The 18,764-nt window shown below is 63.4% G+C and carries 10 protein-coding genes; 4 read left to right on the top strand and 6 right to left on the bottom strand.

Annotated features, from left to right (window positions below):
- Positions 1 to 14 precede the first annotated feature (14 nt).
- From ACOVRJ_RS21235 to ACOVRJ_RS21220, 4 genes are all read left to right on the top strand, one after another.
- Positions 15 to 8,054: a filamentous hemagglutinin N-terminal domain-containing protein gene (locus ACOVRJ_RS21235; RefSeq protein ID WP_422045813.1), complete on the top strand. Its 8,040-nt coding sequence runs from the start codon at positions 15 to 17 to the stop codon at positions 8,052 to 8,054.
- Positions 8,055 to 8,318: 264 nt separating this feature from the next.
- Positions 8,319 to 8,654 (top strand): hypothetical protein, encoded by a 336-nt coding sequence (locus ACOVRJ_RS21230; protein WP_422045812.1) that lies wholly within the window; start codon positions 8,319 to 8,321, stop codon positions 8,652 to 8,654.
- Between the two features lie 231 nt (positions 8,655 to 8,885).
- Positions 8,886 to 9,941 (top strand): sensor histidine kinase, encoded by a 1,056-nt coding sequence (locus ACOVRJ_RS21225; RefSeq protein WP_422045811.1) that lies wholly within the window; start codon positions 8,886 to 8,888, stop codon positions 9,939 to 9,941.
- Positions 9,942 to 10,001: 60 nt separating this feature from the next.
- Positions 10,002 to 10,871, top strand: a complete 870-nt coding sequence (locus ACOVRJ_RS21220; RefSeq protein ID WP_422045810.1) for a LytR/AlgR family response regulator transcription factor — start codon at positions 10,002 to 10,004, stop codon at positions 10,869 to 10,871.
- Between the two features lie 43 nt (positions 10,872 to 10,914).
- Here the strand turns inward: ACOVRJ_RS21220 and ACOVRJ_RS21215 are convergent, their stop codons facing one another.
- From ACOVRJ_RS21215 to kynU, 6 genes are all read right to left on the bottom strand, one after another.
- Complete coding sequence (locus tag ACOVRJ_RS21215) at positions 10,915 to 11,100, bottom strand: hypothetical protein (protein ID WP_422045809.1); 186 nt, start codon at positions 11,098 to 11,100, stop codon at positions 10,915 to 10,917.
- A 156-nt stretch (positions 11,101 to 11,256) separates the two neighbouring features.
- A complete protein-coding gene (locus ACOVRJ_RS21210; protein WP_422045808.1) occupies positions 11,257 to 13,065 on the bottom strand; it encodes an aminopeptidase P family protein in 1,809 nt (602 codons plus the stop codon).
- Between the two features lie 121 nt (positions 13,066 to 13,186).
- The gene (locus tag ACOVRJ_RS21205; protein ID WP_422045807.1) at positions 13,187 to 15,685 is read right to left on the bottom strand and encodes an ATP-binding protein; all 2,499 of its coding nucleotides are present in this window, start codon (positions 15,683 to 15,685) and stop codon (positions 13,187 to 13,189) included.
- A gap of 4 nt (positions 15,686 to 15,689) precedes the next feature.
- Positions 15,690 to 16,487, bottom strand: coding sequence for a substrate-binding periplasmic protein (locus ACOVRJ_RS21200; RefSeq protein WP_422045806.1), 798 nt, complete (start codon positions 16,485 to 16,487; stop codon positions 15,690 to 15,692).
- Between the two features lie 127 nt (positions 16,488 to 16,614).
- The gene (gene kynA, locus ACOVRJ_RS21195) at positions 16,615 to 17,463 is read right to left on the bottom strand and encodes a tryptophan 2,3-dioxygenase (RefSeq protein ID WP_422045805.1); all 849 of its coding nucleotides are present in this window, start codon (positions 17,461 to 17,463) and stop codon (positions 16,615 to 16,617) included.
- Positions 17,460 to 18,758: a kynureninase gene (gene kynU, locus ACOVRJ_RS21190; RefSeq protein WP_422045804.1), complete on the bottom strand. Its 1,299-nt coding sequence runs from the start codon at positions 18,756 to 18,758 to the stop codon at positions 17,460 to 17,462. Before kynU ends, kynA begins: the two co-directional genes overlap by 4 nt.
- Positions 18,759 to 18,764: the final 6 nt, after the last annotated feature.

Below are 18,764 nucleotides of genomic sequence, written 5' to 3'. Positions count from 1 at the left end.
GCGAGACAAGAGCAATGAGCAAGAATTCTCACCCCACGCAAATGGCCGGCCGCAAGGCGTTGGCCTGTTTCCCTTATCCGCTGAGCGGTTTGTCGGTGGCCGTGTCCCTGGCCTTCCAGCCGCTGTTGCTGATGTCGGCCCAGGCCGCGCCGCCAGCCCCTAACGCCTTGCCTGTGGGTGGCCAGGTGGTCGCTGGCCAGGCGGTGATCTCGCAAGCCGGCCAGCAAATGCTGGTGCAGCAAAACAGCCCCAAGCTGATCACGAACTGGCAAAGCTTCAATGTGGGCAGTCAGGCCGCCGTGGTGTTCCAGCAGCCGGGCAGCGCCTCGGTGGCGCTGAACCGCGTGCTGGCGGGCGATGCCTCGCAAATCATGGGCAAGCTCAGCAGCAATGGGCAGGTCTTCCTGATCAACCCGCAAGGCGTGGTCTTTGGCAACACGGCGCGGGTCGATGTCGGTGGCTTGATGGTGTCCTCGCTGCCGATGGCAGACAAAGACTTCCTGAGTGGCAACTACCAGTTCGGTGGCAGCGCCATCGATGCCGCACAGGCTGGCCTGATCCGCAATGAGGGTCAGGTTCAAGGCCGTTATGTGGTGCTGGTCGGCCCTGAAATTGAGAACAGCGGCCGCATCGAGGCGGCGCAAGGCCAGGTGGGCCTGCTGGCCGGCAGTGGCGCCAAATTGCAGCTGGATGCCCAGGGCTTGGTGTCGGTTCAGCTGGATGCGTCGACTCGTGCCCGCATTGACAACAGCGGTGCGATCTTGGCCGACGGCGGGCGCGTGCTGATGAGCGCGCAGGCGGCCGCACCCGGACTGGCCGCGGCGATCAACCAAAGCGGCACGGTGCGCGCAGACAGCTTGCAGCAGCGCAATGGCGAGATTTGGCTGGACGGCGGCCGCGGTCGCGTCGAGTTGCAAGGCCAGACCTTGGCGCAAGGCGGTCAAGGCCTGAGCGGCGGCAAGATCGTCGCCACGGCTGCGAAAGTGGCGGTGGACGGGCGTGTGGATGCCTCCGGCCAGCAGGGCGGCGGCACGGTGCTGCTCGGCGGCGGCGTGCAGGGCAAAGACGCCAGCGTGCGCGAAGCCGGCACGATTGGCTTGAGTACAAACAGTGTGGTGGCGGCCGATGCGCTGAGCAGCGGGCAGGGCGGCCAAGTGGTGGTGTGGTCTGCCGAGCGCAGCAGCTTGGCCGGCCAGATCAGCGCCAAGGGTGCGGGGGGGGCCAAGGGCGGCTTCATCGAAACCTCCAGCCGTGGCCAGCTCGATGTGGGCGGCCGGGTGCAAACCGGTGCCGGCGGCACTTGGTTGCTGGACCCCAGCTCCTTGACCATCGACAGCAGCAATAAGGCGACCTACGAGGCCCAGCTCAATGGCGGCGGTAATGTGCAGGTGCAGGCCACGGACACCATCAATGTCAACGATGACCTGTCCAAGACCACCGGCCCGGATGCCACGCTGCAGTTCAAGGCCGATGGGGTGATCACCCTGGCCAGCGGCAAGGCCATTTCATCCCTGGTCGGCAAGCTCAATATCGACTTCTGTGGCAGCGCCACCGGGGCTTGCAGCACCGTGGGCGGAGGCAGTGTCAACCTGGCCGGCCAACTGGCGACCAATGGCGGCAATGTGCACTTCTACAAGGACACCACCCTGGCCAGCTCGGCGCCAATTTCGACCAAGCTGTTGGGCGTGAGCTCCGGCGCCTCCGGCGATATCGTCTTTCACAAGGATGTGACCCTGGCGTCCTCGACCTTGGGGGTCAACATCAGCAGCCAGGGTGCGCAAAGCGGTTCGACCTATGTAGGCACGGGCGGCTTGATCGATTTCCAGGGCAAGATCAGGTCTGGCGTGGTCACCGGCATCGGCAGCCTGGTGCCGCAAGGCCTGACTCTCGACAGCACCGGCACTGTGCCGGGCGCCATCACCCTGGGCGATAGCGTGGGCACGGCGGCGGCGCCGCTGGGCAAGCTGGTACTGGCCGGGCCCACCGAAGTGGCGCTCAATGCGGCTGAAGTCAATCTGCGCGCCACCTCCGGTGATGTGCTGACGGCTTCCTCCGCCTTGGGCATGCCCAAGCTGGTGCTGGGAGCTGCGACCACCGATATCCGCGTCACCGGCGGCACGGTCAACGGCGTGACGGGTTATGCCGACTACAAGCAGGAAACCTTTGACATTGGTGTCAAGGACGCCACGGCGCGCACCTTGACCATCACGGCCGATCGCTCCATCAAGATCAAGAACCGCAGCATTGACGGCGAAGCCAATGCCGGCGCCAGCGCGCTGACGCTGAACCTCAAGTCTTACCAGGCCGACGCGGCCGGTGGTGGCGCGATTCATCTCAACAACGCCACCCTCAAGACCAATGGCGGCGCCTTGCAGCTGGGCGGCAGTGGCACGGCGGCCAATGGCGCGGCGGTGGGCACGGCCAATGACCCGGATGGCAATACCGACGGCATCCAGATCTTCAACAGCCAAATCGCCTCCAAGGGCGGCAACATCAGCTTGAACGGCCGTGCGCCGGACAGCTTGGCTGGCGGCGCCGGCGTGCATGTTTTCGGCCTCAGCACCCTGGACAGTGGCAGTGGTTCCCTGAGCATTCAGGGCGCGGTGAACCAAGCCTCCAGTGCCGGCAATAAAGATGCCGTCTTGATCGGTGAAGGCAGCTCCTCGCAGGTGTCGCTGCTGGCCAGCGGCAATGGCGCCATCAGCATTCAAGGCGATGCCAGCGGCGTCGGCAGCAATGTCACCTCCGGCTCCCGCTATGACGGCGTGATCATCTCGCAAGGCGCCTTGGTGAAAACCGCGGCCGGCAATATCCGCGTGATCGGCAAGGGCGGTGGTGGCAACGACTATGTGTCCGACCAGAACCATGGCGTGCGCCTGGACACGCTCAACACCCGCGTGCTGTCGGACAGCGGCAGCATCCTGATCGGCGGCGTGGCCGGCGGCAAGATGGGCAGCTACGGCGTGTTCGCCGCAGGCAATGCCATGTGGCTGGGCCGCCTGGATGGCGGCAGCGCGACCGGCAATATTGACCTGGTGGCCGACAGCCTCTTCCTCACCAACAGCAGCTCGGCACGCCTGAAGGCGGCCAGCAGCGGTGAGCTGCGCCTGCGCACCTGGACGGACAACCGCGACATCCTGCTCGGCAGCGCGGACAGCAATGGCTGGGGCAGCGCCTTGGGCCTGTCCAGCAGCTGGTTCAGTGGCAGCAATGCCATCTTCCAAGGCGGCTTCAGCCACGTCACCGTGGGCGGCGCGGCCGAGACCCCGGTGGCCGGCAAAGGCACGCTGACGGTGGACGCGGCAACGACCGTGCGCGACAACCTGAATTTGGCCATGCAGGGCAGCGGCGGCAAGGTGCAACTCAATGCCGCACTGACGGTGCAGGGTGCCAGCGGCGTGGCCAATGCCGACAAGCGGACGGCCTCGCTGCGCGTGGACCAGGGTGCGACCGGCGCCGGCCTGCTCAGCGTGGACAAGCTGCAGCTGATCGGCAAGGGTGACTTTGTACTCACCGGCCCCAATTTGGTCGGCACCTTGGCCGGCAATGGCCTGGACGGGCAGGTCGCTTTCAACAATGCTCAGGCGCTCAACGTCGGCAGCGTGGGTTCGACCAGTTATGGCGTCGCCAATGGCCCGGCCCTGGGCCTGAGCACCATCAACGACAAGGCCGTGAGCTTGAGCACCAGTGCCGGCAATCTGAGCCTGGATCAATCCATTCAAGTAGGCCAAGGGCGGGTGAGCTTGCAGGCCTTGGCCGGTGCCGTCAATGAGACCGGCAGCGCCATCGTCAGCGCCGATCAACTGGCGGTGCAGTCGCTCAACGGCGGCAGCCTGATGAATGCGAACACCGTTCGCGGCCTGGCGGTGCGCGTTAACGGCAGCAACCAGGACTTGAGCTTCAAGAATCAGGGGGCGCTGACGCTGGAAACCGTGGCTGCCACGCCGTCCATCAATGTGGCAGCAGTCAGCGGCGTCAACGTGAGCGGCACGGCCTGGTTGGAGAGCCAGACCGGCGGCATCAACCAAACCGAGGCGGTGCAAGCCAGCAAGCTCGGCCTGCAAGCCCAAGGCGATATCGCCCTGGACCTGCAGCGCAATGGCGTGGCCCCGAACCGGGTGGGCACCGTGGCCGCTCGCAGCACCAACGGTGAATTCAAGCTGCTCAACGGCCAGGCTTTGACCATCGGCGCGGTGGGCACGACGGCCGCTGGCAGCACCTTGGCGGGCATTGACACGAGCAGCGCTGCCCGTGGCGTGCGTGTCGACGTGGCCAACGGCAATCTGGTGCTGGCCAATAGTGTCAATGCCGGTAGCGCCAGCGTGAGCTTGAGCGCCACTACGGGCGGGGTCAACACCTTGCGCGTGGCCAACGGCCCCGAAACCACGGCCCCCATCATCACGGCCGGGCGTTTGCAGGTGTCCGCCCAGGACCACTCCGACCTCAGCAATGACAACGCGGTGGGCGTGCTCGCCGTGAATATGACGGGTGCACCGAAGGACTTCACCTTCGTGGCCAAAGACGGCCTCGTCATCGACAGCATCAGCGATATCGGCGGGCGCCAGGTGGACGGCGTCAACGTCAGCGGCAATGCCTGGCTGCAAGCCAATAACGGCACGATCACCCAGACCCAGGCGGTCAAGGTCGGCGGCCTGGCGGCCAAGGCCAGTGGCGCCATCACGCTTGATCTGGGCGCGGGCGCCACGCCTGCCAACCTCATCGGCAAGCTGGCCGCCGCCAGCGCTGGCGGCAGTGTCAATGTGCTGAACAATGCAGCGCTGCAAGTCAGCAGCGTGGGCACGGCCGCAGGCAATGCGCTTGCGGGCGGGCCACTGCAAGGTGTGAGTACCAATAACCAGGACATCACCCTGCGCACGGCGCAAGGCCGCATCGGGCTGGATCAGTCCATCAGCGCCGGCTCAGCAGTGCTGAGCTTGGAAGCCGCCGTAGGTGTGCAGCAAAGTGGCGGCAGCCTGAGCGCCGACCGCCTGCGCGTGCTGGCAACGGGCAGCGGTGCCATCGACCTGCAGCAAGCGGGCAACCGTGTTCGCGTGCTGGCGGCTTCGGCCGCGGATGGCAGTATTGCCTACCGCGACGCCGACGCTTTGGAACTCGGCAGCGTGACGGTGGCCTTGGGTGGCCTGGCCGGCAGCACGGCGGGTATCCAAAGTGCTGCGACCGGCAAAGACCAGCTGATCAAGACCGGCGGCGCTTTGACGCTGAGCCAGAACCTGGCAGCAGGCCGTGGCGTGGTGAATCTGGAGAGCGCGACCGGCGGCATTGCCCAAGTCGGCGGCGTCATTCAGGCGGACAAACTGCGTGTGCTGGCCGAAGGCAGCGGCGCAGTGGATCTGCAGAACGCCAATACGGTGGGTGTGTTGGCGGCACGGGTGCAAAACGGCACCTTGGCCATCAATAACGCGGCCGCCTTGACAGTGGGCAGCGTCACCCGCGGCCTCGGTGCGCCGAGCAGCGATGCAACGATTGCCGGCGTCAACACCGCCGCAGGCAACCAGCAGCAGCTGATCAAGAGTGCAGGCAAGCTGAGCCTGGAGCAAGGCCTCGCAGCCGGCACCGCCATGGTCAATCTGGAGGCCGCTAACGGCGGCATCCAGCAGACCGGTGGTGTGATCAGCGCCGACAGCCTGCGCTTGCTGGCCGGTGGCAGCGGTGCGGTGGATCTGCAAAAGGCCAATGCCGTCAATGTGCTGGCCGCCAAGGTGCAGGGCGGCACATTGGCCTTCAACAATGCCCAAGCCCTCAGCGTGGGCAGCTTGACCCGCAGCGTGGGTCAGGGCGCTGGCGTGGCCGTGGCCGGTGTGGATACCGCGGCCGGCAATGGCGAGCAATTGATCAAGAGCGCCGGCAAGCTGACTCTGACGCAAGCCCTGAGCGCCGGCAGCGCCACCCTCAGCATGGAAGTTGCCAACGGCGGCATCCAGCAAAGCGGAGGTGTGATCAGCGCCGACAAGCTGCGCATCCTGAGCGCAGGCAGCGGTGATGTGACGCTGCAGCAGGCCAATAAGGTCGCCAACTTGGCCGGGCAAGTCAACGGCGGCAAGCTGGCATTCAACAATGCCCAAGCCTTGACGATTGCGGCGCTGGCGCGCAATGTCGGTGCCGATGCCGGCGTGAGCCTGGCCGGCCTGGACACCAGCGCGGCCAATGCAGACCAACGCATTCAGAGTAGCGGTGCGCTGACTCTGGCCCAAGGCTTGAAGGCCGGCAAGGGAACGGTTGAGTTGCTGGCCAGCAATGGCGGCATCAGCCAGACCGGCGGCAGCGTGTCTGCGGCGCAATTGAAGCTGACGGCCGAGGGCAGCGGCAATGTCGATCTGCAACAGGCCAATGCGGTGGGCACGCTCAGCGCCAAGCTCAATGCCGGCGATCTGGACTTCGTCAATGCCGGGGTCTTGACCCTGGCCACGGTGGACACGGCAGCAGGCAATAAGGCGCAGCGCATCCGCTCCGGCGGCAAGCTGACGCTGACCGAGCAGATTCAAGCCGGCAGTGGCAGCATTAGCCTGGAAAGCACCAGCGGCGGCATCGCCCAAACGGCGGGCAGTGTCCAGGCCGGCCAGTTGAACCTGCGTGCTCAGGGCAGTGGTGATGCGGATCTGCAGCAGGCCAACCGCGTCGGTACGCTGGCGGCCAATGTGGCCGGTGGCAGCCTCAGCTTCCGCAATGCGGCTGAGCTGAAACTGGCGGCCATCGATACCTCGGCAGCCAACAAGGATCAGCGCATCGTCAGTGCCGGTCGTTTGACCCTGAGCGATGCCGTCAACGCCGGCAGCGGCGCGGTGAATCTGGAAAGTGCCGCTGGCGGCATCACCCAGACTGCGGGCCTCGTGAAGGCCGGCAAGCTCAATCTGGCGGTGCAAGGCGCGGGCCATGCTGATTTGCAGCAAGCCAACCGCGTGGGCACGCTCAGCGCGGTGCTCGCCGACGGCGCGCTGTCTTTTGCGAATGCGCAGGCCTTGACGGTCGGCGTGGTCAACACTGCGGCGGGCAACAAGGATCAGTTGATCAAGGCCACCGGCGGCCTGACATTGAGCGATCAGCTTCTGGCAGGCAAGGGCGCGCTTAACCTGGAAGTGCAGGGCGGCGGCATCCGCCAGACCGGAGGCGTCTTGAACGCCGACAAACTGCGCGTCCAGGCCACGGGTGCCGAGGCGGTGGAACTGCGCCAGGCCAACCGGCTGGCCAGTGTGGCCGCGCGTACCGAAGGCGCTTTCGCGCTGGAGAATGCGCAGAGCCTGAACGTGGCCGAGGTGGGCAATACCAAGGGCGTGCAGGCCGGCGGTGAGGTCTACATCCGTGCAGAGGGTGATCTGGGTCTGGATGCCGCTGTGCGCAGCACAGCGGTCTCCCAACAAACGGTTGTTCTCGCCGCGTCCCAAGCCTTCCGCAACCGCGCAGGCGCGCAAGCGGTTCAGGCCGATGCGGGTCGTTGGCTGATTTATGACGACAACCCGACGCTGGACCTGAGCCGCCTGGGCGGCCTGCCCTTTGCCTTCATGCAAACCGGCGTGACGCTGGCCAGCCTGCCGCCGCAAGAGGTGCTGGGCCTGGGCTCTGGCTATCTGACCACGGCCAAGCTGCTGCCTCCTGAGCAGTTCGCACGCTTGGTGGGGGGCACGACCCAAGCCGAGAACTCGGGCAATCTGTCTACGCACATCGGCGCTTCGCGCCCGCTGGCTGCCTCAGTCAGTGCTCCGGCCTGGTCACAAACGGAGGCTGCTCAAGGGTTTGCACCACCGCCTCTGGCGCAAGATGGCAGCCGCCTGCAAACCGCCTGGTCGGTGAAGTTGCAGGCCGGGCAGCGCTTTGTCAGTGATGTGGCCGCCTTGCTGGGCCAAACACCCGCCGGCCTTGAAAAGCTGCAAGTGGCCGATGGCGTCGACTTGCCTGCCTGGCTGCACTACGACGCCGACAAGCGTCAATTTGCCGGTTTGGTGCCACCCGATCTGGCCAAGCCCATCCGGGTCCGGGTGCAGTTGCAGGCGGCCAAGGACAAGGCGCCGCAGGCCTTTGAGCTGGATTTCGTGCCCTGAGTTGAATGCCGGTTTCTTCCGGCACTCCGCCCGGGCTCGAAAGGCGGCTCGGCGGCACTGAACCTGTCGGGGCCGCGCCGCCCTGTTTGAGTAGGCGGGCGCTCTCTTCGAAGAGGGCGCCCGTCGTCACCAGCGCCCTTTGCCAACGTTCCAGAAAGCGCTGCACGTCGCCGTTTTCAGGGTGCAAGACCTGCCGAAGTCGCGTGGGGTGTGGTGCGGTGCGTGAGAGGCCCTGAGCTTGTTGGTGCTTGGGCCATCACGCGAATGCCCCAATTAGGGGGTGTTCTGTTTTCGGTGTTTCTCGACCAAAGTGCGGCTTTTGCAAGACGCAGTTGGGTGCGGGAGCTGACCATGTATTTTGAAGAGGTTGACACGGGCGACTACCGGATCTACGCGGGAGCCATTGATCGCATGAATAGCTACGGCTATGTCGCGGCCGTGGTGGTGATGCGCGTGGGTGGTGGGCAGCCCAGGCAGGAAGCGTTTCGTGATGAAAGCTTGGCCGGAGGTTTTTGCTGGTCAACACCGCGCGAGGCGCTGCAGTTCGCCTTGAATGCCGGGCGTGATGTGGTGATGTGTCGGCTTGGCGCTCGCGCATAGCCCTTGATCCTGGCCGTTGTTCAAAAGTGTTCCGTGCTGCGAGTTCTTCCGCGCACACGCTTCGCTGCCTGAGGCCAGAAAACCGTGACTCGTCGCTTCTGCGCGCTGTAGACCTTGCGAGCGAATGCGCAGGGCGGCTACGCTGCGCACATGCTTAAAGACCCCGCTTCACCTTCCTCGCCCTCATTGATCGCTCCCGAAGTGAGCCACGCCCAAGCATGGCAAGGGTTTATGGCGTACTTGACTCCGCAACGCCTGGGTCTGGCGCTGGGTTTGGCAACGCTTGGCGCCTTGTTGCTGAGTCCGATTTTCGCGACCCCTTTGCCGGTGCTCCTGGGGCGCACCTTGTTTGTGGGTTTGCTCGGGCTGATGGCGTTTTCTGCAGCGGGCCAATGGCCGCGCCGTTTGCCCGTTTGGCTGGCGCGCTGGCTGCTGCAAGTGGTTGTGGTGGTGGTCGCTGTGCCTGTCGCGACTCTGGTGGTCTATTTGGTTGCGGTGGGAGGGGATATCGAGTCCTTGCTTCGCAGCCCGGGTCGCGTGATGGGATTCATGTGGATTGCAGGCTCCGGCCTGCTGGTGGCGCCATTGCTGGCGATGGGCGCCCTGTATCGGCAGCGTGATGCAGAAGCCCGCAATGAAGCCCTGCGTTTCGAGTTGGAACGCAGTGAATTGGAGCGCCAGGCATTGGATGGCCGTTTGCGGCTGTTGCAGGCGCAAATCGAGCCGCATTTTTTGTTCAATACATTGGCCAATGTTCGGGCCTTGGTTGAGACCGGCTCTCCGCAAGCGGCGCCAGTGTTGCGCAGCCTGATTGCCTACCTGCGTGCGGCGATGCCGCGGCTTCAGAATGAGTCCGCCAATTTGGGCGACGAACTTCACCTGGTGCGCGCCTATCTGGAATTGATGCATTTGCGCATGCCGGATCGGCTTGATTTCCGAATCGAGGTGCCAAGTGAGTTGCTGGCATTGAGGTTTCCGCCCATGGCTTTGCTGACTCTGGTGGAGAACGCGGTTCGGCATGGCATTGATCCGAGTGAAGAGGGGGGGCGCATTGATGTGGGCGGCGAGTTGAATCCCAAAGATCAGTCGGTGCGCTTATGGGTCAGCGACAGTGGCGTTGGCATGACGCAGAGTGCGGGTACAGGCACAGGACTGCGTAACTTGAGCGAACGACTGAAGGTCTTCTACGGGGCCGCTGCTCGTTTGGGTTTGAGCGAAAATTCCCCTCATGGGCTTTGCGCTGAAATCTGTTTTTTAGCGCATGACTTGACGCCACCGGCTTCTTGAGGCTTCGCCCAATCAAGCGCCGACCCATAGTGTGAATTCATCAGGCCGAATCCCAACAGCATGAGCACTCAGGACCTAACCATTCAGACGGGCGGTGCTGCCCCCACCGCTTTGATTGCCGATGACGAGCCCCTGTTGCGCGACAGCTTGGTGCGCGCTCTGGCTGTCGCTTGGCCTGAATTGCTCGTGCTGGGACAGGCACGCAATGGGCGCGAGGCGCTCGAGATGTATGAGGAGCTTCAGCCTGAGTTTGTGTTTCTGGACATTCACATGCCTGGTTTGAGCGGCATTGAGGTGGGGCGCCAACTGGCACGTCGAGCGCATTTGGTCTTTGTGACCGCTTATGAGCAATATGCGGTGCAGGCTTTTGACCAAGGGGCGGTGGACTACTTGATCAAGCCGCTGGATGAGCTTCGACTGACAGAAACGGTCGAGCGACTGAAGGCTCGATGGGCCGAGCGTCGCAAACAGGGTGCGGGTTTGGCGGGTGAAACGATGGAGGCGGTGCTGAGCAAACTGCTGGAGCGCCTCGGACAAACGTCAGTCCCATCGAACGCAAGAACCGGAGCGGGGATTGATGCGGGTCAGACGCAGCCCGGCAAGCCCTATCTGCGCTGGATCCGAGCGTCAGTGGGCGCGGCGCTCAAGTTGATTCCGGTTGAGGAGATACTTTATCTGCGGTCGGATGAGAAATACACCTTGGTGGCCTGGCGCGAGGGCGAGGCGCTGATTCGAACGCCCATCCGTGAGTTGCTCGAGCAGATGGATCCCGCGTCTTTTGTGCAGGTCCACCGTTCGGTGGTGGTGAACCTGCATGCCATCAGTCATGTCACCCGTGGCCCCAATGAAACCGCGGATGTGCACCTGAAGGGGCGCAGCGAGGTGCTGCCGGTCAGCCGCAGTTATTTGCACTTGTTCCGGCAGATGTGATGGGTCAGTGGTTCGCGTCTTTGCTCGGCTTTGGCGCCCCGTTTCAGCGCCCCGTTTGCGCCTGACCTGTGATCACGACGGGCTCCAAGCGCCACAGCACTGGGGTGCCGCCCTCGGGGGTGAAGAACAAGGCATCGACGAGGCCGATCAGCAGGACCACAAACAGGGCAATCAAAAGCGCTGAATGCAGGCCAGATTCGGAAAAGGTGTGAATCTTGTGACTGGACATGAGCTTCTCCTTGGCGCATGAAACAAGACCATGCCTTGAAACTCTATGCGCTGCCGGTCTGATCTTCCAGGGGCTTGGCCAATAAAAAAAGCGCGGATCCACCGCGCTTCTTGACGCAAGCCTTGGCGCTTGGGCTGCGAGTGTTGGCGCCGGTCTTCAGATGGCTTGCGTGCGGGTTTCAAGCCAGGCCAAGGCTGCGCCGTTCAGCAAGGGCGACAGCTTGGTGCGGACATGTGCGTGGTAGCGGTTCAGCCAAGCGATGTTGTCGGCACCCAGCAGTTCCTTGTCGATACAGCGGGTATCGATCGGGCACAAGGTCAAGGTTTCAAAGGCGAGCATGTCACCGAACTGGCCTTTCTCAGGCGTCTCGAGCGGCACATTGAGCACCAGGTTTTCGATGCGAACCCCCCATTTGCCAGGGCGGTAGATGCCCGGCTCGATGGAGGTGATCATGCCGATTTCCATCGCCATATTGGCATCGGGCAGGCCTTTGGAAATGTTCTGCGGGCCTTCGTGCACATTCATGAAGTAGCCCACGCCATGCCCAGTGCCATGACCGAAATCCAGGCCATGCTCCCACATGGGTGCGCGCGCCAGCGCATCCAGCATCGGGCCCAGCGTACCGCGTGGGTAGCAGGCGCGCGACAAGGCCAGCGTGCCCTTCAGCACCAGGGTGTAGTCGCGTTTTTGTTCGGCAGAGACTTCGCCGATGGGCCAGACGCGGGTGATGTCGGTGGTGCCGCCCAGGTACTGCGCGCCGGAGTCGATCAGCAGCAGGCCATTGCCTTCGATGACTGCATGAGACTCGGCCGTGGCGCGGTAATGCGGCATGGCACCGTTGGCGTTGAAGCCGGCAATGGTGGGGAAGCTCAGGCCCACAAAGCCGGGGCGGCGCGCGCGGGCTGCGCTCAGATGCTCATCCACGCTCAGCTCGGTCAAGCGTTCTTTGCCCAGGGCTTGCTCAAACCAGGCATAGAACTCGCACATGGCGGCGCCGTCCTGCGCCATCGCTTCGCGCACAAATGCGGCTTCAGCGGCGGTCTTGCGGCTCTTGGCCAGGGTGCTGGGGTTGATGGCCTCCAAGACTGTGGCGTGGCCGGGAACGGCCTCACGCAAGCCGAGGGTCACGCGGCGCGGATCCATCAAGACGTAGGACTGGGCCGGCAGTGCTGCCAAGGCAGCGGCAGCGGCGGTGTAAGGAGCAATCGTTACACCGTCCTCGGCCAAACGCGCCTTCAGTGCTTGGTCAATCTTGCCGTCGGCCACAAACAGGGTGGCACTGTCGCGGCTGAGCAGCGTGTGCGCCATGAACACCGGGTTGTAGCTGACATCGGCACCGCGCAGATTGAACAGCCAGGCGCTGTCATCCACGCTGGAGATGAAATGGTGGCTGGCACCGTGGCGCCCCATCGCGGCGCGCACATCGGCCATTTTTTCGGCCCGTGACACCGTGGCCTGAGGGGGCAGATGCTCGTAGATCTTTCCGGTGGGGAGGCCCGGACGATCAGGCCAAATCAGGTCTATCAGATCGACATCGGTGCGCATGACGATGCCAAAGCGCTGCATGGCACTGCGCAATTGCTGGGCCAAGCCCAAACCCAGTACTTGGCCGTCGATGGCCAGAGTCTGGCCGGCCTGCAACTGGCTGCCGATCCAGTCGATGTAGTGGGTCGCAGCCGCGGTGGGGATTTTCTGCAGCTCAATGCCGGTGCCGGCCAACTCCGCCTCGGCTTGTGTCCAGTAGCGGCTGTCAGCGAAAACAGCGGCCCGATCGAGGGTGACGACCAGGGTTCCGACCGATCCGGTGAAGCCGGAGAGCCATTGCCGGGCTTGCCAGCGCTCGGGCAGATACTCGGACAGATGGGGGTCGGCGGACGGCACCAGGCAGGCGTTGACGCCCTGGGTTTTCATCGCATCACGCAGTTGTTCGATACGCAGCGTGATGGTCGAGGTGCGGGAATCCATGGCTTGTCTCCAGCGGTCCGCGTGGCGCTGGATCGGCGCTGCAGTCCGCTTGTTGTGGTTGCGGGTAGGGCGAGTTCGAATTGTAGGGCGAGGCGAGAAACCGAGTGCTCTTGCCGCGCGATCAGGCCGCGGGCAAGCGCAGCTCGAACTGTGCCCCGCCTTGTGCGTGGTTGCGCGCGCTGATGCTGCCGCCATGCGCTGACAAGATTCGGCGGCAGACCGCCAAGCCCAAGCCGGTACCGCCTTTGCTGCCCTGGCCGTGGGCTGTTGATGAGAATTTTTTGTTCAGGGCGCTCTGAGAGAAGGGCTCGAAAATGCTCTCGAACTCGGCCACGGGAATCCCCGGGCCTTGGTCAATCACGTGGATGCAGCTGCCATTGGTATCTCGGAACAGTTGAATCTTGATCTGGCCGGCAGGCGGGGAGTAGCGCAGGGCGTTGTCGATCACATTGCGCAGTGCTTGCTGCAGTCGGGTGGCATCCACCGAAGCGAGCAAGTCAGGATCCAGGACCTGCAAGTCCAATTGGATGTTTTGTTTGTCGGCCTGGGGCCGCATCTCGTTCACCACGGCGCTCACCAAGGGTGCCAGGTCTTGCTTGTTCAGAGAGAGATTGCCGATTGTGCTTTCGAGCTTGGACAGATCGAGCAAGTTGTTGACCAGATCTAGCATGCGCAATCCCGAGCTATGGATGAGTGCAAACATGTCTTGTAGCCGCGCGTGCTCGCCGCTGCGCTCGATGCCCAGCTCCGAGAATCCGATGATGCTTTGCAGCGGAGTGCGTAATTCGTGGCTCATATTGGCCACGAACTCGGTCTTGATGCTGTTGGCACGCTCGGCAGCATCGCGGGCCTCGGCAATCTGGCGTTCCGCTTCGACGAAGCGGCTGATGTCGATGGCGCTGGCCAGCACACCCGCAGGCTTGCCTGCCGCGTCCAGGTAAACCGCGCGGTGGGTGAGGAAGTTGCGCCCGCGATCCTGAACCTCCAAATGCTCGCTGCCGCCCTGAGTCAATAGTTGTTTGTCGCGAGCTTCGACCGGATCGGCCAGCGCGGCAGGACGCAGTTCGCTGAGCTTGCGGCCCAGCGCCAGGTTTTTTTCGACCCCGGTCATGTCGGTCCAAGCTTGGTTGACCATTACGAAGCGCAGGGCCAGATCCTTGGCAAAGATGGGGATGGGGCAGACGTCGATCAGCCGGGCCGTGAACTCCAACTGCGCTTGCAGGCGCAGCCGTGCATCCTCGCGCTCGGTCACATCCAGGGCAAAACCCACGTAGCCGAGCAACATATCGTCTTCATTCTTGATCGGTGTGACGCTGACCTCGAGCACCCGCTTGCGGCCCTTCTTGGCGGCCAAGCGCAGGGTGACCGGCAGGTTCAAGAAGCCCGCGGTGCTGCGGTACAAACCCCTGGCGCGGGCTTGGTCAGCCGGATCCACCAGGCTTTCAAAAGGCAGGCCGATCAATGACTCGGCATTGCTGACCCCAAGAAACTCCGGGTGGTTGATGAACTGCAGCAGGCCCTTGGCGTCGGTGTGAAACATCAATTCCTGCACATTGTTGATCAGCAGGCTTTGTTCCCGGTCTCGGTTTGCCAAGTTGCGCAGGGCTGCCTCCAGATGAAGGCGGGCGCTGTCATAGGCGCTCAAGGCCCGCCAAGCCATCGCACCCAATCCGCCAATGACGAGCAGGCCGGTCGACAAGGCCAGCCCGGCCAACTGAAGGTCGCCCGTCCAATGCGACCAGATGACGGACATCGGCAACTCGACAATGAGCGCCAAGGGCTGGTCTCGAACCAAGCGGTAGCTCCCTATGCTGGCTTGCTGGTCCAGGCCTTCGCCGCGGAAGCTGCCAAACTCACGCAGGGGCACGGCTTGTTTGAACGCCGCATGCTCACTCAGTCGGGTACCTGGCTTGAGCTCCAGGGCCTGCGTGCTCGAAATCAGCTCGCCATTCAACCCCAGCAGGGCGGCGTGGTGTTCACCTTCGCCGATCAGCAAGGCAAAGAAGTTGGCGAAATAGTCCGGGTTTAAGGCCGCAACCCAGTACTGGGGACCCTGGGGGTCGGGGGCCTCCCAAGTCAGCGGCAATAGGAAATGCTTGGCCTGGGCTGCGGTTTCTGCCTTGCCTTGGGTTTGCTGGGCCAAATGGTTCAGGTCACGCCCGACCATCAAATGGCCCAGGCCTTGGGGTGCTTGCTGCTCCTTTTGCTGCAGCAAATGCAGGGGGATCAAGAGGCCCACATTGCTGGCATTGCTGCTGGCGATCACCCGGCCTTTGGCGTCCAGCAGGGACAAGCTGCGGACATAGGGCATGCTTGCTAAGGGCAGGCTTAGTCGGCTGCTCAGTTCGGCATCCGAATCCGGCTGGGGTTTGGCCTCTGCCGACCGCGCCAAACCTTGCAGCGTCAGCTTGGCGGTGTTCAGCGTCAGGCTGATATGGCTTTCCAGCGTCCGCGCAAACAAGTCATTGTTAGAGGTCTCGGCTCTCAGGTGATTCTTGTGCTCCAGCCAAATGAAGCTCAAGGCGGTCAGCAACATCGCCAATCCCAGCAAGCCGGTCCCCCAAAGTGCCATCTTCCGGTTGACCCAGGCGGGCAGGGTTTGTGGGGCGCTGGGCTGCATGGTGTCAGTTGCGCAGCAAGATTTCACTCAAGCCGTGTTGCTTGGCATAGCTTTCCAGGCGCCCATCTTTTTTGACCTTGGCCACAAATGCGTTGATGCGCGTGAGCCAAGCCTCGTCACCGGGCTTGACTGCATAGGCATAAGGCATCAAGTGAAAAGGGGCGGGCGGCGAGACCAGCCGGGCCCAGTCGGCCGTCGCCAGCCAGTGCCGGCTGTAGGGGTAGTCGGCCATGAACACATCCACCCGGCCGGACTCCAACTCCTGTTCACGGGATTGGGGCGCCTGGAGCACCACCAACTCCGCTTGCTTGAGCCATGCCGCCATCACCGGTTCGATGAAGGTTCTGGCGGGAACGGCCACCCGGATACCCGGCTTGTCGATGTCCGCCCAGGACTTGATCACGCGGTTGGCCTTGGTGGTGACGCCGTACACATCGCTTTGCAGATAAGGCGTCGAAAAGCGCAGGTGCTTTTGGCGCTCGGCTGTGATGCCGATGGCGAACATGGCAATGTCGCAGCGGTTCTGGTTGAGGTCATCCACCAGCTTGGCATAGTTGGAGTCGACGTATCGCAGTTTGACGCCCAGGTCTTTGGCGAGGGCGGCGGACAGGTCAATATCGATGCCGCTGAGTTCTTGGGTGCGTGGGCTGCGATAGCTGACGCCGTGGTAGGCCGGTGAGATGCAAACCTGCAGCGTGCGTCCCGTTTGAACCCGTTGCATCACCTCTCCGGCGAGACTGCCTCCTGCACCACTGCTCCACAAAGCCAAGACTGAAATCAGACAGCGCAGCGATACAGGCATGACAAGAATCCCTGAGTTTCTCGGCCAGGAGGATCCGCTTCTGTTGTGGCGGCGCTCCTGGAGTCCGACTCTATCGCAAGGCCGAGACCTGTCAGTGCGAAAACTTGGCTGATTTCAGCTGGCTTTTTCAGAGTTCGGTGCGCAGGGCCCACAACTCGGGGAAGAGCACCACATCCAGCATCTTGCGCAGATAGCCCACGCCCGAGGTGCCGCCGGTGCCGCGCTTAAACCCGATCACCCGCTCGACGGTGGTCACATGGCGGAAGCGCCAAAGCCGGAAGGCATCCTCCAGATCGACCAATTCCTCGCCCATCTGATAGAGGTCCCAGTGCTTGCTCGGGTCCCGGTAGACCTCCAGCCAAGCGGCCTTGACGCCTTCATCGGCGCTGCGCGCTTGCGTCCAGTCGCGCTCCAGGGCCTCAGCGGGCACCGCAATGCCGCGCCGCGCCAGCAGGCGCAAGACCTCGTCGTAGAGCGAGGGTGCGCGCCAGGCGGCCTCCACATCGGCCAGCAGGTCCGGCCGGTGCGCATGGGGTTTCAGCATGGCCGCGTTCTTATTGCCCAGCATGAATTCGATGCGGCGGTACTGCGCGCTTTGAAAACCGCTGCTGTTCGACAGATAGGGCCGGATGGCGGTGTACTCGGGCGGCGTCATCGTGGCCAGCACATCCCAGGCATGCACCAGTTGTTCCATGATGCGCGACACCCGTGCCAGCATCTTGAAGGCCTCGGGCAGTCGGTCCGCCGCCACGCAAGCCACAGCCGCCTGCATCTCGTGCAGCATCAGCTTCATCCACAGCTCCGAGGTCTGGTGCTGCACGATGAAGAGCATCTCGTTGTGCTCGGGCGAGAGCGGATGCTGGGCGCTGAGGATTTGGTCCAGATGCAAGTAGTCGCCGTAGCTCATGTCCTTGGAGAAGTCGAGCTGGGCCTTCTCTTCGCGAACAATGTTCTCGGTGTGGTGCGGGCAACTCATGTCACGGCTCCTTGCTTTTGAAACTCAGGGCGCTGCCATTCCTTCAGGCTCAGGACCTGATGCAAATGCTCGACGGCATCGAAGACATCGGTAAAACCGATGTAGAGCGGGGTGAAACCAAAGCGCAGGATGTGTGGCACTTCGGCGAGGCGGCTGGGGTCGCCGGCGCGGAAGTCGCCGATCACGCCGCGCGCGATCAAGGCTTGGATGACGGCATAGCCAGCTTCGTGCAGTGGCGCATCGAGGCTCAGGCAGACTTGGCTGCCGCGCTTGGTTTCGTCGCGCGGCGAGGCCAGGCGCACGCCCAGCTTGGCGCAGCGGGCCTCGGCCAGCTCAATGAAAAGCTCGGTCAGTGCGATGGACTTTTTGCGCAGGGCGGCCATGCCGCCGAAGGGCTCGGCCGCCAAGACCGTGTCCACGCCGCATTCCAGCGCCGCCAACGAGAGCATGGCCGGTGTGCCGCAGATATAGCGCTTGATGCCCGCCGCCGGTTGGTAATCGGTAGTGAACTGGAAGGGCGCTGCATGGCCCAGCCAGCCCGAGAGCGGCTGCCAGAAACGCTCGGCATGGCGCGGGTGCGCCCACACAAAGGCCGGAGCGCCGGGGCCGCCGTTCAGGTACTTGTAGCCGCAGCCGATGGCGAAGTCGGCGTTCGCGCCCTTCAGGTCCACCGGCACCGCGCCAGCCGAGTGGGCCAGGTCCCAGATCACCAGCGCGCCGGCGGCGTGTGTGGCGGCCGTCAGCGCACGCATATCGTGGCGATAGCCGGTGCGGTAGTTCACCTCCGTGAGCATCAGCACGCCCAGCTCGGCATTCAGCGCGGCAGGAATTTCATCCACATGGTCCACCAGCTTCAGCGTCCAGCCATGTTGGCGGGCCAGGCTTTCGGCGATGTAGAGATCGGTGGGAAAGTTGCTGCGCTCGGAGACCATCAGCTTGCGCTCGGGAGAGAGCTGCTGGCTGATGCCGATGGCGGCGGACAGCACCTTGTACAAATTCAGCGAGGTGGAGTCGGCCACGATCAACTCGCCGGGCGCCGCGCCCACCAGTCGCGCGATCTTGTCGCCAATGCGGCTGGGCAGGTCAATCCAGCCGGCGGTGTTCCAGCTCTTGATGAGGTCTTGGCCCCATTCTTTTTGAATCACTTCCTGCACGCGGCCCAGTGTGGCGCGTGGCAGCACGCCGAGCGAATTGCCGTCCAGATAAATCGTGCCGGTCGGCAGATCAAATTGATGCTTTAGTTCGCGCAGCGGATCTTCTTGGTCCAGCACATCGCAGTCTTGTCTTGTGGTCATGGGGGA

The sequence above is a fragment of the Roseateles sp. genome (genome assembly GCF_049240545.1).
Taxonomy (GTDB): Bacteria; Pseudomonadota; Gammaproteobacteria; order Burkholderiales; family Burkholderiaceae_C; genus Paucibacter_A.
This window is presented reverse-complemented; position numbering and strand designations above follow the sequence as displayed.

What these genes read in the sequence shown, in the direction of transcription:
- ACOVRJ_RS21210 (WP_422045808.1), bottom strand. Translation starts at nt 13,065, where the DNA reads ATGGATTCCCGCACCTCGACCATCACGCTGCGTATCGAACAACTGCGT.
- ACOVRJ_RS21205 (WP_422045807.1), bottom strand. Translation starts at nt 15,685, where the DNA reads ATGCAGCCCAGCGCCCCACAAACCCTGCCCGCCTGGGTCAACCGGAAG.
- ACOVRJ_RS21215 (WP_422045809.1), bottom strand. Translation starts at nt 11,100, where the DNA reads ATGTCCAGTCACAAGATTCACACCTTTTCCGAATCTGGCCTGCATTCA.
- ACOVRJ_RS21220 (WP_422045810.1), top strand. Translation starts at nt 10,002, where the DNA reads ATGAGCACTCAGGACCTAACCATTCAGACGGGCGGTGCTGCCCCCACC.
- kynA (WP_422045805.1), bottom strand. Translation starts at nt 17,463, where the DNA reads ATGAGTTGCCCGCACCACACCGAGAACATTGTTCGCGAAGAGAAGGCC.
- ACOVRJ_RS21200 (WP_422045806.1), bottom strand. Translation starts at nt 16,487, where the DNA reads ATGCCTGTATCGCTGCGCTGTCTGATTTCAGTCTTGGCTTTGTGGAGC.
- ACOVRJ_RS21225 (WP_422045811.1), top strand. Translation starts at nt 8,886, where the DNA reads ATGGCGTACTTGACTCCGCAACGCCTGGGTCTGGCGCTGGGTTTGGCA.
- kynU (WP_422045804.1), bottom strand. Translation starts at nt 18,758, where the DNA reads ATGACCACAAGACAAGACTGCGATGTGCTGGACCAAGAAGATCCGCTG.
- ACOVRJ_RS21235 (WP_422045813.1), top strand. Translation starts at nt 15, where the DNA reads ATGAGCAAGAATTCTCACCCCACGCAAATGGCCGGCCGCAAGGCGTTG.
- ACOVRJ_RS21230 (WP_422045812.1), top strand. Translation starts at nt 8,319, where the DNA reads ATGCCCCAATTAGGGGGTGTTCTGTTTTCGGTGTTTCTCGACCAAAGT.